The 15,442-nt window shown below is 32.1% G+C and carries 11 protein-coding genes and 1 other annotated feature; of the genes, 1 reads left to right on the top strand and 10 read right to left on the bottom strand.

The features are described from left to right. Positions 1-50: 50 nt before the first annotated feature. The 3 genes from ABV008_RS10030 to pgsA all read right to left on the bottom strand — a co-directional run bounded on the left by ABV008_RS10030 (position 51) and on the right by pgsA (position 3,770). On the bottom strand, positions 51-2,690 hold the full coding sequence (locus ABV008_RS10030) for a valine--tRNA ligase (protein ID WP_352419687.1): 2,640 nt from the start codon (positions 2,688-2,690) through the stop codon (positions 51-53). Between the two features lie 47 nt (positions 2,691-2,737). Beyond that, complete coding sequence (locus ABV008_RS10025) at positions 2,738-2,911, bottom strand: hypothetical protein (RefSeq protein ID WP_352419686.1); 174 nt, start codon at positions 2,909-2,911, stop codon at positions 2,738-2,740. A 43-nt stretch (positions 2,912-2,954) separates the two neighbouring features. After that, positions 2,955-3,177: a binding site (T-box leader), on the bottom strand. Between the two features lie 47 nt (positions 3,178-3,224). After that, positions 3,225-3,770: a CDP-diacylglycerol--glycerol-3-phosphate 3-phosphatidyltransferase gene (pgsA, locus tag ABV008_RS10020; RefSeq protein WP_352419685.1), complete on the bottom strand. Its 546-nt coding sequence runs from the start codon at positions 3,768-3,770 to the stop codon at positions 3,225-3,227. Positions 3,771-4,076: 306 nt separating this feature from the next. Between pgsA and ABV008_RS10015 the strand changes: the two genes are divergently transcribed. Beyond that, entirely contained in the window at positions 4,077-5,081 is a 1,005-nt protein-coding gene (locus tag ABV008_RS10015) for an ABC transporter substrate-binding protein (RefSeq protein ID WP_352419684.1), read from the top strand. Between the two features lie 25 nt (positions 5,082-5,106). Here the strand turns inward: ABV008_RS10015 and ABV008_RS10010 are convergent, their stop codons facing one another. The 7 genes from ABV008_RS10010 to ABV008_RS09980 all read right to left on the bottom strand — a co-directional run bounded on the left by ABV008_RS10010 (position 5,107) and on the right by ABV008_RS09980 (position 15,328). After that, complete coding sequence (locus ABV008_RS10010; RefSeq protein WP_352419683.1) at positions 5,107-7,332, bottom strand: ABC transporter substrate-binding protein; 2,226 nt, start codon at positions 7,330-7,332, stop codon at positions 5,107-5,109. 123 nt (positions 7,333-7,455) lie between these two features. Next, the gene (locus ABV008_RS10005; RefSeq protein ID WP_352419682.1) at positions 7,456-8,556 is read right to left on the bottom strand and encodes an ABC transporter ATP-binding protein; all 1,101 of its coding nucleotides are present in this window, start codon (positions 8,554-8,556) and stop codon (positions 7,456-7,458) included. 22 nt (positions 8,557-8,578) lie between these two features. After that, positions 8,579-9,979, bottom strand: a complete 1,401-nt coding sequence (locus ABV008_RS10000; RefSeq protein WP_352419681.1) for an ABC transporter permease — start codon at positions 9,977-9,979, stop codon at positions 8,579-8,581. An 18-nt stretch (positions 9,980-9,997) separates the two neighbouring features. Beyond that, positions 9,998-11,278: an efflux RND transporter periplasmic adaptor subunit gene (locus ABV008_RS09995; protein ID WP_352419680.1), complete on the bottom strand. Its 1,281-nt coding sequence runs from the start codon at positions 11,276-11,278 to the stop codon at positions 9,998-10,000. A gap of 15 nt (positions 11,279-11,293) precedes the next feature. Beyond that, positions 11,294-12,157 carry a carbohydrate ABC transporter permease gene (locus ABV008_RS09990; protein ID WP_352419679.1) on the bottom strand — a complete coding sequence of 288 codons (864 nt, stop codon included), beginning with the start codon at positions 12,155-12,157 and terminating at the stop codon, positions 11,294-11,296. A 15-nt stretch (positions 12,158-12,172) separates the two neighbouring features. Then, a complete protein-coding gene (locus tag ABV008_RS09985; protein ID WP_352419678.1) occupies positions 12,173-13,045 on the bottom strand; it encodes a carbohydrate ABC transporter permease in 873 nt (290 codons plus the stop codon). 54 nt (positions 13,046-13,099) lie between these two features. After that, the gene (locus ABV008_RS09980) at positions 13,100-15,328 is read right to left on the bottom strand and encodes an ABC transporter substrate-binding protein (protein ID WP_352419677.1); all 2,229 of its coding nucleotides are present in this window, start codon (positions 15,326-15,328) and stop codon (positions 13,100-13,102) included. Positions 15,329-15,442 lie beyond the last annotated feature (114 nt).

The raw sequence follows: 15,442 nt of genomic DNA, 5'->3' as shown, positions 1-15,442 counted from the left end.
TTAGCTTAAAATTAAACTAACGGGTTTTGTATATAGCTAAAGTTTATCCTCTACTTTCTTAAACTTGCTAGCCTATCTAATACCTTCTCCATCATTTGCTGATATTTAATTTCTTTTTCTCTCTCTTGTTCAATTACTTGTTTTGGAGCCTTGCTAACGAATCCTTCATTTGATAGCTTACCTTTAACTCTTTTTATTTCACCCTCAAGCTTTTCTCTTTCTTTTTCGAGTCTTTCAATTTCCTTCTCAAAATCTACTAACTCTTCTAATGGTAAGAATATAGTACAATTACCTACTACTGCTGACATAGCATCATCGCTAATATTGTCTTTGCTTTCTACTATCTCAATTTCAGAAGCAGATGCAAGTGTCTTGAAAAATCTTTCGGATGTATTTAATATATTTCTCAGTTCATTGTCAGCTGTCATAAATATAGCTTTTGCCTTCTTTGAAGGAACTACGTTCATCTCAGCTCTAATATTTCTTATACTTTTAACTGCTTCCATAATAAATTCTATAGATTTTTCTGCATCCTTATAGTCTTTGTTTTTATCATATACAGGCCATTTTTCAACAATCAAGTCATTAGTTTTTCCTGGTAAGTGATCCCATATTTCTTCTGTAATATATGGGATAAATGGATGTAGAAGTTTCAATATATCTTTTAGAACTGCTAGAAGAACATATTTTGCTGTTTCTTTATCAGCTATATCATCGCTAAATAATCTTGGTTTAACCATTTCTATATACCAGTCACAGTACTCATTCCAAGTAAAATCATATATCTTTTGTGCTGCTATACCTAGCTCATATTTTCTCAAATTCTCAGTAACTTCTTTTGCCACAGAATTAGCTCTTGAAATAATCCATTTATCTTCTTCTGAAAGGTGGAGATTTTTTTCTTCTGCTATACTGCCTTCTTCTAGATGCATTAAAACAAATCTAGATGCATTCCATAGTTTGTTTGCAAAGTTTCTACTTGATTCAACTCTTTCAATATAAAATCTCATATCATTTCCTGGTGTATTTCCAGTTACTAAGGAAAATCTCAAAGCATCTGCTCCATATTGGTCTATTAAGTCTAATGGGTCAATTCCATTTCCAAGAGATTTGCTCATCTTTCTTCCCTGTGAGTCTCTTACAAGTCCAGTAATAAATACATTTTCAAAAGGTATTTCTCCAATATACTCCAAACCTGAGAATACCATTCTTACAACCCAGAAAAAGATTATATCATATCCTGTTACTAATACATCTGTAGGATAAAAATACTTTAACTCTTCAGTATTCTCTGGCCAGCCTAATGTTGAGAAAGGCCATAATGCAGATGAAAACCATGTGTCAAGAGTATCTGGATCTTGAACAATATTTGTGCTTCCACAGCTACATTTTTCTGGTTTTTCTCTTGAAACTATAACTTCATTACAATCTTGACAATAATATACTGGAAGTCTATGCCCCCACCACAACTGTCTTGAAATGCACCAGTCTCTTATATTTTCTAACCAGTGTAAATATATCTTTCCAAACCTATCAGGTATGAATTTGAGTTTTTCCTCTTTTAGTGCTTTAATTGCAGGCTCAGCTAAAGGTTGCATTTTAACGAACCATTGCTTTGATATAATTGGTTCTACAATAGTATTACATCTTTCACAATGACCTACATTATTAGTGTGATCTTTTATTTCTACTAAATATCCTTGCTCCTCTAAGTCTTTTACTATTGCTTTTCTAGCTTCATATCTTTCAAGACCTTGGTACTTTCCGCCATTCTCATTGATATGCCCATGGTCATCCATTATTTTAAGTTGACCAAGATTGTGTCTTGCTCCAACTTCAAAATCATTAGGATCATGAGAAGGTGTTATTTTAACTGCACCTGTTCCAAACTCCCTTTCAACGTATTCATCAGCAATTATTGGTATTTCTTTATTTACTAATGGAAGAATCAATGTTTTACCTACTAAATTACTATATCTTTCATCTTCTGGGTGTACTGCTACCGCTAAGTCACCTAGCATAGTTTCTGGTCTTGTTGTAGCTATAACAATATATTCTTCACTATCTTTAACAGGATATTTAATATGCCAAAGCTTTCCTTGTGATTCCTCATGCTCAACTTCTGCATCAGAAAGGGCAGTTCCACAACTAGGACACCAGTTGATTATCCTATCTCCTCTATATATTAAACCCTTATAATAAAGTCTTATAAAGGCCTCTTCAACAGCCTTGCTTAGTCCTTCATCTAAAGTAAATCTTTCTTTTGACCAATCACAGGAAACTCCAAGCTTTCTTAACTGATTTCTAATATTTCCTCCATATTTCTCTGTCCAATCCCAAGCTTCTTCTAGGAATTTTTCTCTTCCTAGCTCGTATTTGCTCTTTCCGTCAGATTCTATTTTAGCAACTACTTTTGCCTCTGTAGATATACTTGCATGGTCTGTTCCTGGAAGCCAAAGAGCCTCATAACCCTCCATTCTCTTCCATCTAATAAGAATATCTTGTATTGCACCATTTAAAGCATGACCCATATGAAGATTACCAGTAACATTTGGTGGTGGCATCATTATTGTAAATGGTTTTTTCTCCTTATTTACATCTGCTCTAAAATGCCCTTTTTCATTCCAATATTCATAAATTCTTTCTTCAAAATCCTTTGGATTATAAGTTTTAGCTAAACTTTCGCTCATACGAAAACCTCCTTTTGTAAATCTGTATCATTAATTTTATGAATAATCTATTTCCCGAAAATCATTAATATAGTTGCAGTAATAGTTAAGCCTAAGCCAATTAATTTAGTTACTAGCAATGACTCTAATGTAGTTATTTTCCCTTGCTTAGATAATATGTCTGCACCAAATATAAAGACTGTCCCTGCAATTAAAAATGCTACCCCTAATTTAAACATCATACACATCACATCCTTGGCAAAATAAAAAACCCTTCGTCATATATATAAGGACGAAGGGCCGTAATCGCGGTACCACCTTATTTCCAGATAAGAAAAACATCTGGCTCTCATTAGAATAACGGTCTTAACCGTTCAAGCTTACTATATTTTCAGCTTGAAAGCTCAGAAGCTACCTTCAGTAAACATTGCCCAGTAAAGTCTTTCAGCCTATGGACTATACTCTCTTTATAGGTTATCTACCTACTCCTCTTCTTCAACGCAATAGATTTATTGATTTTAATTATTTCTATAATATATAACAAAACAAAATTTGTCAATATGATTTAATATTTTTGTTATCCTTTCTCACTTTTTTAAAACCAATAAGATAGTTGATAAAAGCTGTTAAGGTAAGTAGAACAGCAACTAATACAAGAATGAAGTTTATTGTCTCAGGAAATTTAAATGCTATTGATAATATAGCCACATAAAAGGCTATCGTTGCAATCTTACCATATTTATTAGCAGGAATAACTGTTTTATCAACAAAGCAATAAAGAAAGAAGCCTCCTATTATCATTAGTATCTCCTTTATTCCTACTACTATTATTACCCATATAGGTAAATAAGCTCTACTAGTAAAGCATATTAATACAGTTAATTGCATAAGCTTATCTGCTAATGGGTCCATTGCAACACCCCATTTTGTTATCATATTATAAGTTCTTGCAATATAACCATCTAATACGTCTGTAATACCAGCCAAAGCAAACACAAGAGCAGCATATAATACACTGTTTTCCATTGATGAATAAAAAATAATTACGAAAATAGGAATAAGAAAAAACCTTATGGTCGTTAAAATGTTAGGTATGTTCATATGTCACCTCTTTAATGATATTTTTATAGGATTAAACTATATAAATATTAAAAGACTCTATATTATATTATATTTTTCTCTTGAGTTTTTGGAACAATATTAGTAATTGCAACGCATTACATGTACTATTAGGTTTTCATACTTATTACTATTCTATTCAATAATATGAAAATCCTGCTATTTAAAATAATTTCTAAAGCTTTTTATGCTTTAAAATATGTTTTCAAGTTAGATTTTCATTTTGTAACCTTTCCTTAGATATTGAATATTATAAAATTAAGGTATTTAATTTTTAGGAGGGGTAAGATGCCAAAACTAAAATTTATTTCAATAGTTTTACTTATAATAATATTAGCGTCAACATTTTTAATGGGCTGCGAAAAGAATGATACTAAGACCTTGAAGTTAATTGAAGTAACTCACTCAGTTTTCTATGCACCTCAATATGTAGCAATCACTAAAGGCTTCTTCGAAGAAGAAGGTTTAAAAATTGAGCTCATAAATGGCAAAGGTGCGGACAAATGTATGACAGCAATACTTAGTGGTGAGGCTGATATTGGATTTATGGGACCAGAAGCAACAATATATGTCTATAATCAAAACAAAGAGGATTATGCTGTCAACTTCGCACAATTAACACAAAAGGATGGTTCTTTTTTAGTTGGTAGAGAAGAAGATCCAAACTTTACTTTTGATAAATTAAAAGGAAAATCATTGCTAGGAGGGCGTAAAGGCGGTATGCCTGAAATGACTCTTGAATATGTACTTAAAAAACACGGACTACAACCAGGAGTAGATTTGGAAGTACGTACCGACATACAATTTGACATGATGGCAGGTGCTTTTACTGGTGGAGAGGGTGATTATGTAACACTATTTGAGCCAGTAGCTTCTCAATTAGAAAAGGAAGGAAGGGGCTATATAGTTGCATCTATTGGTAAAGAAGGTGGATATATCCCGTATACTTGCTATAGTGCTAAGAAAAGCTATATAGACAAGAACCCCGAAATAATTCAAAGCTTTACAAATGCTATTTATAAAGGTATGCTTTGGGTTCATTCTCATTCAGTAGAAGAAATTGCAGATGCTTTACAGCCTCATTTTATTGAAACAGAAAGAGAAATATTGATAAAACTAGTGGAAAGATATAAAGAGCAAGACACTTGGAAACCAGACCCTGTGCTAACAGAAGAAGGTCTAAATCATATGATGGATATTATGGAGTTAGCAGGGGAACTAGATCAAAGAGCAGATTATAATAAAGTAGTAACTACTGAATTTGCGAAGAAGGCTATGGAAAATATAAAATAGATGAAAGCCTCGGCTATGCCGGGGCTTACTCATGCAAATATATATCCGCCTTGTTTTGCAACTGTTTGGCTAATTCTTCTGCTGTCTTTTCACCGTTGAAAAATGGCTGAATTTCTTCATATATTATCCCTTCGAAAGGATCTGATACTGAAGGCTTATTTAGATTGCCTATTATCTTGTTAAGTCTTTCAACATCTTCTTCTGTTACAAAAAATAGACCCTGTTTTTCCATATAGGCTTTATTTTTTTCTTGTTCTTTAAATACTAATTCATCTAGTTGTCTTTTACTTGCATTGTTATTAATGCGAAAACTTTTTTGGAATATATAGCTATCAATAGTTTGCATCTCTTCTGTTATCATAAATTTGATAAATTCCCAGACCAGCTCTTGATGCTTGGAATTAGCATTTATAGCTAAAAAACTGCTACCATATTCTCTGTTACCTGTATACTCTCCCTTAGGCACTGGTATTGCATTAAAACCATTAAATACAGCTCCAATGCTGTTTATATAATGATATGCATGGGTTTGGCCTGTATATATTGCAATGTTTTTTAAATCTTCATTATTATGCTTGTCATTGGCTATATCAATCCACTGTAAGTCTGGATGCATTACATTATCTTCTTTTATGGCTTTAAACAGTTCTAAGGTTTCGATAAACTCTTCGCTATCAAATCTTGCCTCTTTTTTATCCCAGTCTATATAATAATCCAAATCACTGAGAACAATCCAATCAAACAGCATATAATCATCAATTTTAGGCAGCACATATATCTGTTCTGTGCTATTTTCATTTAGTTTTTTTGAAAGAGCATATATATCCTTCCAAATTAGATCCTCACCTACAGTTACTCCTTTTTCATCTAGTAATTTCTGATTTAGTACAAAGCTATAAAACATGTAGTAGTCTATAGGCATAGTATACAATTTTTCCTTGTATCTTAAGTTGTCGATCATATGTGTATTATACTCTTCTATATTAAATTCACTATCCTTTTCCATTATCTCATCAAGGTTTACTAGCATGCCTTTTTCTATATATGTTCTTATTGGCTCCCATCCCCGAAAATATAAGATATCTGGCCCCTTGCCTGCTATTAGCTCTGCATTTAGCTTATCATTATATTGAGCCCCATCAAGGTCAGGATATAAATTAACTGTAACCTTTACATCAGGATTTAATTCTCCAAATTTCCTCGCTGCTCTAGTTAATTGATTGCCGTAGTCTTGAGTTACTTCAACAACTACTTCGGTCCTTTCTTCTTTAGCCTCTTCATCTTCTTTTATTTCAGGGGCTGATGTTGTATATTTAATTAGCTTGTAACTTCCCCCTGCATCTGCTGTTATGTATACTTCTTCACTATCATCAACTACAAAATCAAATATAAATTCTATGTCTGACAATTCGCCTGTATTTAACAATCTATTTGTCATATTTCCCTTTGAGTCATACTTCACTATCCAGCCTGTGCTTATTCCATATAGACTCTTAGTGTTTTTGTTGTAGTATATGCTTCGTGGCAGCTCATTATAGTCGTATTCCTTGCTTAATATTATCTTATAATTACTTGTGTTTATCTTATCTAGAACTCTTTCCTCTATGTTTTTGCGTATTGCTAATAGATTGTCTTCTTCGTCTATATCTATATCTGTGTATAGTGTTGAATCTAGTATTTTTTTAGAATTGAATTTACTATCAAATACTTCTATCTTTCCACCTAGCTTTAAGGCATAAATATTGCCCTTGCTGTCTATTCTTATCTTTTTTGTGATTTCTTCCGTCGACCTTGCTGTAGTGTCAGTTAGCTCACCTATTGCATTGTTTTCAGTAATTGAGCTAGATTCATTGTCATAGGAAAAGAGCTTTTTAATTATCTTTACTATGTCTTTTTTCTCATTTGTCTCTGACATTTCTGACAGTATGTACATATTATTGTTGCTGTCAATAGTGAAAATATTTGCCCTTCCATCAAAGCCAATGTTTATCTCTTTTTTCACCTCTATATTTTCATCTAGAACTACATATTTTCTACTATCCCCTGCAATGTATGCTACTAGCTCATTATTTTTATTTAGACCTATGTTTGTTATATGCTCTGCTTCTAATACATCATTTAATATGATTTCTCTATATGTTGCTTCGGTATTCTTATTTACACCTGCTGTCTTATTCTCTGTAGTACACCCATAAAGTGTAACTATTAGTAAAAGTGCTAATAAAATAATTATTACTTTTTGGGGTTTCATTTTACTCCTCCTTAAGATATTATTTGGAGCTTGCCATGTTCGGCCAAGGGGACAGGAATCTTGGCACAATAAAACGGTTGGGACTTTGGAAGCAAGAAGAACCGTCCCTACTGTTTGCTGCTTCTACTGCTTTACCAAGTTATGTCCTGTCTCATTGTCAAATAAATGCAGCTTATCTGTCTTGAAGGATATGTTTATTGTGTTATCAGCTTTAATATTTATGTTAGATTGAGTTTTTATAATGATGTTGTTGTTATAAAGTTTACTGTGAATTAACATTTCGTCTCCCATAAGCTCAGACACATCTACATTTATTTCAAAGCTTTCTGGTATTTTTTCTGATATTATTATGTTTTCAGGTCTTATTCCAATCCTAACGGATTGAGGTTTTATGCCTTTAAGCTTCAGCATTTCCCTATACTTGTCTGGTATATTCATTTTATGCCCGTATAGGGAAATCAAATATTCATCATGTTCCATAATTAGCTCTGCATCAAATAAATTCATTTCTGGTGTCCCTATAAATGTTGCAACAAACTCATTTGATGGATTATTATATACTTCCTGTGGTGAAGCTATTTGTTGAACAAATCCGTCCTTCATTATCACTATCCTGTCGCCTAATGTCATGGCTTCAGTCTGATCGTGGGTTACATATATAAATGTGGTTTGTAGTCTTTTATGCAATTTAATTATTTCTGTCCTCATTCCATTTCTAAGCTTAGCGTCTAGATTTGAAAGTGGCTCATCCATTAAGAATACCTTAGGATTTCTCACTATTGCTCTACCTATGGCAACTCTTTGTCTCTGTCCCCCAGACAATGCACGAGGCTTTCTTTGTAACAGCTCTTCTATATCTAATATTTTTGCAGCATTTTTAACTCTGTCATTGATTTCAGCTTTATTCATTTTTCTTATTTTCAGTCCAAATGCCATATTGTCATAAACAGTCATATGGGGATATAGTGCATAGTTTTGAAACACCATTGCAATATCTCTGTCCTTTGGCAAAACATCGTTAACTAGCTTATCATCAATATACAATTCTCCCGAGCTTATTTCCTCTAATCCCGCCACCATTCTCAAAGTAGTGGTTTTGCCACAGCCAGAAGGCCCTACTAAAACTATAAATTCTTTATCCTGTATTTCTAGATTGAAGCCCTTTACAGCAACTACTTCTTTATCATATAATTTGCATATGTCTTTAAATGTAATAGATGCCAAGTGACTACCCCCTTTTAGTTATCTATGCTCCTTTAGTGCTATTTTGTATTCCCTCGAAACCACCAAAGAATAGTCTTAAATATTCTCCTTGTTGATAAAAATATACAATAACAAAGCTAATCCATATAAAAAGTAAATCTACCATTGAAATCATAACCGGTAATCCTAGTAAGTATATAAACATAACAGACAGCCAAACTGAAACTATCACACAAATTCCAGTACTAAGCAACACATTTATACTCTCTTTGATTTTGCTTGATTTCTTTCCTTTTATAGATGCTAAGCATAATATTTCAAATATTAAACCTATCCAAAATACTATAGTGCTAAGCTTCTGCAAAAAACCATATACTTTAATTTCATAAATAGGATGAGCATAATTATAATTAAAAAATTCAGTTATATACTTTGTCGCCACACTTAAAATTTGTGTGATGCTAGCAGGATTATCAGGAATCTTATCTGGTGCTACATAGAGTCTAAATGAGGATTTTTTCCAGATAAATAAACCTAAAACTAATGCTCCAGCTATAGCTAATATCCCTTTTATATATACTTTTTTCCCATTCTTTATCATGGCAAAAAAGTAGTTATCCTCTAATCTGTTTCTCGAATAAGACACAATGTATTTAATAATATCTATAATCAATCTAATAAGCACATATAAGCAATATACTCCTAATACAAATAATAAAATATCGTACTTCTGCCTTTGCTGACTGCCTACTATATTTAAATCTTCAATTAAAAAATCATTATAACCCTTCCCTATCAAAGCTATTTTGTCTTTTATAACGTCAATGTCTAAGTTGCTTCCCTCATTCTTATACTCAACATTCCCTATGTAAGTTTCAGTTAAGTCATCCATAGTATTTAGCGGTATATAAATACGTGAGCTTCCTATATCAATTAGTTTTTCTATTGCTGCTCTCCCTGTAGAGATTATTCCAATTATCTCAAATTTTCTATTATATACCTCAATCTCTAATCCTAAGACCTCTTTACTGCCAAATAAGCTTTCTGCTACTGTATCTTCAATTACTACAACATTTCTTTTTAGCCTATTGTCATTTTCGTCTATAAAAGAGCCTTCTATTAGCTTAACTCTGTTAAACTCATTAAAGTTTCCTAATACTCCATATATTTGAGTCTGTCTAATCCCTCGAGCTGAAGACACTGCTGAAACTTTGAATGCATAGTATGTAGCCATGTCTGGTGATATAATTCTATTTAGCTTACTTATTTGGTCAACATTAAATCCCCTTTCAGCAGGTAGCTTCTCTTTTAATCTGATTGCCAGCTTTTCATAGCCTACGCTGCTATTTAAATCTTGTATATATAAATATATTGATTGGCTTAAAAATAATAAAAGGATGAATAAAAATATAAACATATGTCTTTTCTCAAATCTAAATTTCATATCACCTTCCTCCCTATGTTATTCTATCGTAACTAGACTGCCCTCAGATATAGGTTTGCTGCTTCTTACAATTATACGTTCACCACCCATTAGTCCTGAAAAAATACCTACATTGTTATTGTCAGAATCACCCTCTGTGACGCCATTTCTAACAACATAATACTCTTTTCCTAATGGTCCTTGCCTTTCTTCAAGAATAAAAACAAATTTCCCTTTTTCATCTGTTCTTAAAGCCTGCCTAGGCACAAGGTATTTATATGAGCCTATAGGTTTTTTCATATAAAACTCAACTATTTCTCCACCCTTAAGGTTATGGTCTTCAAGTCCTACTGTCACTAGTTTTTTGTCCGTATTTTCAGCATCTTTTATAGATTTTATTTCCCCCTTTAATGCGCCGCTGTTTCCACTTTTCAATAATACTTGAACACTATCTCCAGCCTCTAAGTATTGACTCTCCTCATTGTTTACCGTAACGGTGGCTTCAAACCCTTTATCTGGGCTGTCTAAAATATATAATGGCTTTGAATTATTTGTAATCATTCCCTCTTTAAAGTTGATTTCTTTAATTGTTCCATCACTTGTGGCGATTACAGTACAGTTTTTAATCATCTTTTTAAGCTCTTCAATTTCTATTTCAGCACTTGATATATCAAGCTTCATAAGCTCTATTTCTCTTTCCCTATTTTCTTTTTCTCTCTCTGACTTCTCTAATTGCTTTTCTAAGTCATTGTTAGCATTTTCAAGTTTAAGTTTTGCTAGGTCAAGTTGACTAATAGCGTTGTCTAGTTCTTTTTTAGCGATAGCCCCTTCATTATATAATTGTTCTTTTACTTTAACTTCTTCTTCTATTTTTGAAAGTTCAGTTTCTGCTTCTTTTATTTTTTGTTCATATGTATATAGTACGTCTTCTACATTTCCTGCTATAGACTTGTCATATTGAAGTTTTAATCTTTTAAGAGCAATTTCTTTTTTTACTAGGTCAAGCTCTAAAGGCTCTTTATCTAAAACTAATATAGTATCTCCCGGGACTATCACATCACCCAAAGAAGCTTTTACTTCTTTAACCGTTGCAGAAAAATCAATATAATGCTCTACCCTTTTTACAGCATTTACTATACCATCTGTGGCTATTTCTACAATTAAACTTCCTGATTTTGCATCCATAGTGCTAACCTTTGGAAGGGTTAAATTGCGAATGCTTTTTGAAGTAAATGTGAGTATTACAATTATTACAAGAAAAATTTGACCTGCTTTAAGTATTTTTTTCTTTCTTATATCGATTTTTTTAGTATCTTCCACTATAATTAGCCCCCCTTATTTCTTAATTGTAGAATTAGATATGCCCTCGATTAGATAATTTTGTCCATATAAGAATACCAAAAGAGCAGGTATCATATATATAACACTGGCTGCAAAGGCAATACCTAGTTCAGAATTATTTATTACAGAAAGATATATGGATAATGGATGTTTATTTGTATCCTTTAAAAATATCAATGGCTGTTCAACCATATTCCAATTGTCTATAAATGATAATATGGCCAGTGAAGCTACTCCTCCCTTTGACTGTGGAAGAATAACCTTAAAGAAAATCTGTGCCAATGAGCATCCATCAACCATTGCTGCCTCAATATATTCATTTGGAATTGATATCATAAATTGTCTCAAGAGAAAGACTCCAAATGCCCCAAAGATTCCAGGAAGTATTATAGACATGTAATTGTCTAAAATACCTAGCTTGTCTAATACTAAATAATTTGGTACGAGAGTAACCTGAAATGGCATCATCATAATTATAATATATATAAAAAAAAGCGTATCTCTTCCTCTAAACTTTATTTTAGCAAATACAAATGCAGCTGCTGATGATATTATTGTCTGGAAGATCACTATAGGAAGTACTAGAAAAACGGAATTCCAAAACATTCTTAAAAACTTTGATTTTCCTACTAAAACTTCATAGTACTGTTCAAACACAATACTATCCGGAATCAATTTAACGCTTCTAAATTTTTCTTTTTCCTCCTTAGTAGCCTCTCCTGTAAAGACTCCATGGCTTTCCATAATTTCAGAGTTTCTCATAAAGGAATTAGTAACTGTCACTATAAGAGGCAAAAGTATCAACAAAGCAAATGCAATTAAGAATATAGTGACTGCTAGTTTTTTATTTTTCCTCATGCATATCCCCCCTCGCTAGCCTTCGATATATCTTTCTATTCTTTTTTGAATCCTAAATACTATAAATATGACTAAATACAATACTACAGCCATCAATACTGCTGATGTGACCAGCTTATGGTAATCAAGCTTGCTGAACATATTGTTGAGATAGTGTTGAAGCATATATATACTTTCATGTGGATAACTTCCTGATAAAAGATATACTTCCTTAAATACCTTAAAGGAGTTGATTATGGATATAATTATTACGAAAAAAGTAGTAGGCATTAAATAAACTGTGGTTATATTGAAAAACTTAGTTAGAGTTCCAGCTCCATCTATATCTGCAGCTTCATAGTATTCTTTAGGTATGCCTTGAAGTCCCGCTAAAAATAATATCATGTTATATCCAAGGTTTTTCCATACATATATTATGATCACTACAACCATGGCAAAAGATGAATTTAGCCAATCCGTAGGATTTAAACTGAATACACCCAAAATTTTATTTATAACACCACGATAATCAAATATATATTCAAAAAATAATATAATAGATGCCACTGGCACAACTAATGGTACTATAAAAGAAGTCCTTAGTGTAGATTTAAAATGTATTTTTTGATTTAACAATATTGCCAATATTAAAGACAATATTATTACCAATGGTACGCTGATTCCTGTAAATACAGCAGTGTTTAGCAGTGCTTTCCTATATACTCCATTGTTTATTAAATCAATGTAATTTTTGAACGCTACAAAACTTCCATTTACAGGCTTGTCAAAGAAAGAAAATACTACCATCCATGTGAATGGTGCCACATAAAACACCAATATGCCAATTATACTTGGTGCAATAAGTAGCAAAGCTACAATCTTATCTTTAATGCTAAATCTAGAAAGCACGGTATGTTCCCCCTTTCTACTGCAATTCATAATTGAAAAGCGAGATTCTTCGTCCTATTCATGCAAATATATATCAGCCTTATTTTGCAGTTGTTCAGCTACTTCCTCTGCTGATTTTTCACCACTTAAAAATCTATTAACCTCTTCTTGTATTACATCATATATAGGTTCTGATGTTTTAGGCTTGTTTAAATTGCCTATTATCCTGTTAAGTTCATCTATATCTTCTTCATTTGCAAAATAACTTTTATCCTTTTCCATTTGGTCTGGGTACTTGTTTTGATACTCGAACATCCCATCAATTTGTTTTTGGCTTGCATTATTATTAATACGGAAAGTTCCTTGTATTATCCTATCATCAAAAGTTTGAGCTTCCTCTGTTATTATAAATTTTATAAATTCCCATACCTCTTCTTTGTGCTGAGAATTAGAATTTATGGCTAAATAATCGCTATAATATAACCTGTCACCTGTATACTCTCCCTTAGGTGCTGATACGGCAGTAAAGCCATCATAGAAAGACCCTAGACCCTGTATATAGGCATACGAATGGGTTTGCCCTAGATATATTGCTATATTGCTTAAATCTTTTATTTCGCCATAGTTAGTTGCATTCATTATCTCATACCATAACAAATCTGGATGCATTATATTGTCTTCTTTTATGGACTTCATTAGTTCTAAGGCTTCAATAAATTCTTCTGTATTGAATTTAGCCTCTTTTTTATCCAAATCCAAGTAATGGTCTATATCCTGCATTAATATAAGTTCATTTAGGCTCCAATCATCCATTTTAGGTAAAACGTATATTTGTTCATTACTATTTTCATTTAATTTTTCTGAAAGAGCGTATACATCCTTCCATGTTAGATTATCATCTAGAGTTATTCCCTTTTCTTCTAGTAGTTTTTCATTTAGTACAAAGGTATAAAATTGGTAGTAGTTTATAGGCATAGTATATAATTCATCATTATACCTTGAATTGTCAATAATATGTGTGTTGTAACCTTCAATATTAAATTCATTATCTTTTTCTATGACCTCATCTAGGTTAACTAATATACCTTTTTCTATGTATGTTCTTATAAAGTTCCATGGACGTAGATATAAAATATCTGGTCCCTTTCCTGCCATTATTTCTGTATTTAGCTTATCACTATACTGATATTCATCAAGGTCAGGATACAAATTAACTGTAACCTTTATATCAGGATTAATTTCCCCAAATCTCTTTGCTGCCTTAGTAAATAGATTGTCATAGTCTCTAGTTAATTCTACAATTATTTCGGTCTTTTCATCTTCGACTCCTGTATTTGCCACCGTTTCAGAATTTGATTCTATATATTTGATTAGCTTGTAGCCATCCTGACTATCTGCTGTTAAATATATTTCTTCACTATTATCCACCATAAAATCAAGTATCATATCTATGTCTGATAATTCTCCAGTGTTTAAAATTCTACTTGTTAAATCTCCCTTTGAATCATATTTTGCTACCCATCCTGCATTTATTCCATACAGGTTCTTAGTGTTTTTGTTATAGTAGATTTTATTTGGTCCATCTGTGTAGCTATACTCTTTGCTCCATATTGTTTTATAGCTGTTTGTGTCTATTTTGTCTAGTTTATTTTCATCTCTACCATATTTTAGCGCTAAAAGATTGTCTTCCTCATCCATTTCTATGTCCCAATATGGTGTTGAATCTAATACTTTTTTTATATTTAAGTTGCTGTCAAAGACTTCTATGCTTCCGCCTAGCTTTAGAGCATATATGTTGCCTTTACTATCTACTTTTATTTTTCTCGTAGTATCTTCTATTGACCTTGCTGCAGTATCATTTAATTGTCCTATTACATTATCTTCAGTAATAGAATCGGACTCATTATCATAAAAAAGAAGCTTTTTACTTATTGACGTTATTTCTCTATTCTCATTTAACTCTGGTTTATCTGCTAGTATGTACATATTATTGTTTTTATCAAAAGTGAAAATATTTGGTCTTCCACTAAAGTCAGTATTTATCTCCTTATTTACATCTCCGTTTTCATCTAGTACTACATACTTTCTACTATCCTTACCAATAATAGATAGGACTAGATCGTTATTATTATTTAAGCACACGTCTAGTATATTCTCCACTTCTAATGCTTCACTTAATATAACTTCTTTATATGTTTTGATATCCTTAGCTACATCTGTGGTCTTATTCTCTTTAGTACACCCATAGAATACAAACATGAGTGAAAGTGTTAGCAAAATAATTAATACTTTTTTATATCCCATTTTTTCTCCCCCTTATTATAATTTGCATAGTGTGAAATATAGAGATATCTTAAAGCAAATTATATCAGTTAGTCTTTGCCAAATATGACCTAGATGTTTCCAAGTTGTTAAATA

Origin of the sequence: Proteiniborus sp. (assembly GCF_040308045.1) — a bacterium.
Lineage (GTDB): Bacteria > Bacillota > Clostridia > Tissierellales > Proteiniboraceae > Proteiniborus.
The sequence above is the reverse complement of the archived record's forward strand: the minus strand, read 5'-3'. Positions and strand labels throughout refer to the sequence as shown.

What these genes read in the sequence shown, in the direction of transcription:
- pgsA (WP_352419685.1), bottom strand. Translation starts at nt 3,770, where the DNA reads ATGAACATACCTAACATTTTAACGACCATAAGGTTTTTTCTTATTCCT.
- ABV008_RS10010 (WP_352419683.1), bottom strand. Translation starts at nt 7,332, where the DNA reads ATGAAACCCCAAAAAGTAATAATTATTTTATTAGCACTTTTACTAATA.
- ABV008_RS09990 (WP_352419679.1), bottom strand. Translation starts at nt 12,157, where the DNA reads ATGAGGAAAAATAAAAAACTAGCAGTCACTATATTCTTAATTGCATTT.
- ABV008_RS10025 (WP_352419686.1), bottom strand. Translation starts at nt 2,911, where the DNA reads ATGATGTTTAAATTAGGGGTAGCATTTTTAATTGCAGGGACAGTCTTT.
- ABV008_RS10015 (WP_352419684.1), top strand. Translation starts at nt 4,077, where the DNA reads ATGCCAAAACTAAAATTTATTTCAATAGTTTTACTTATAATAATATTA.
- ABV008_RS09980 (WP_352419677.1), bottom strand. Translation starts at nt 15,328, where the DNA reads ATGGGATATAAAAAAGTATTAATTATTTTGCTAACACTTTCACTCATG.
- ABV008_RS10030 (WP_352419687.1), bottom strand. Translation starts at nt 2,690, where the DNA reads ATGAGCGAAAGTTTAGCTAAAACTTATAATCCAAAGGATTTTGAAGAA.
- ABV008_RS10000 (WP_352419681.1), bottom strand. Translation starts at nt 9,979, where the DNA reads ATGAAATTTAGATTTGAGAAAAGACATATGTTTATATTTTTATTCATC.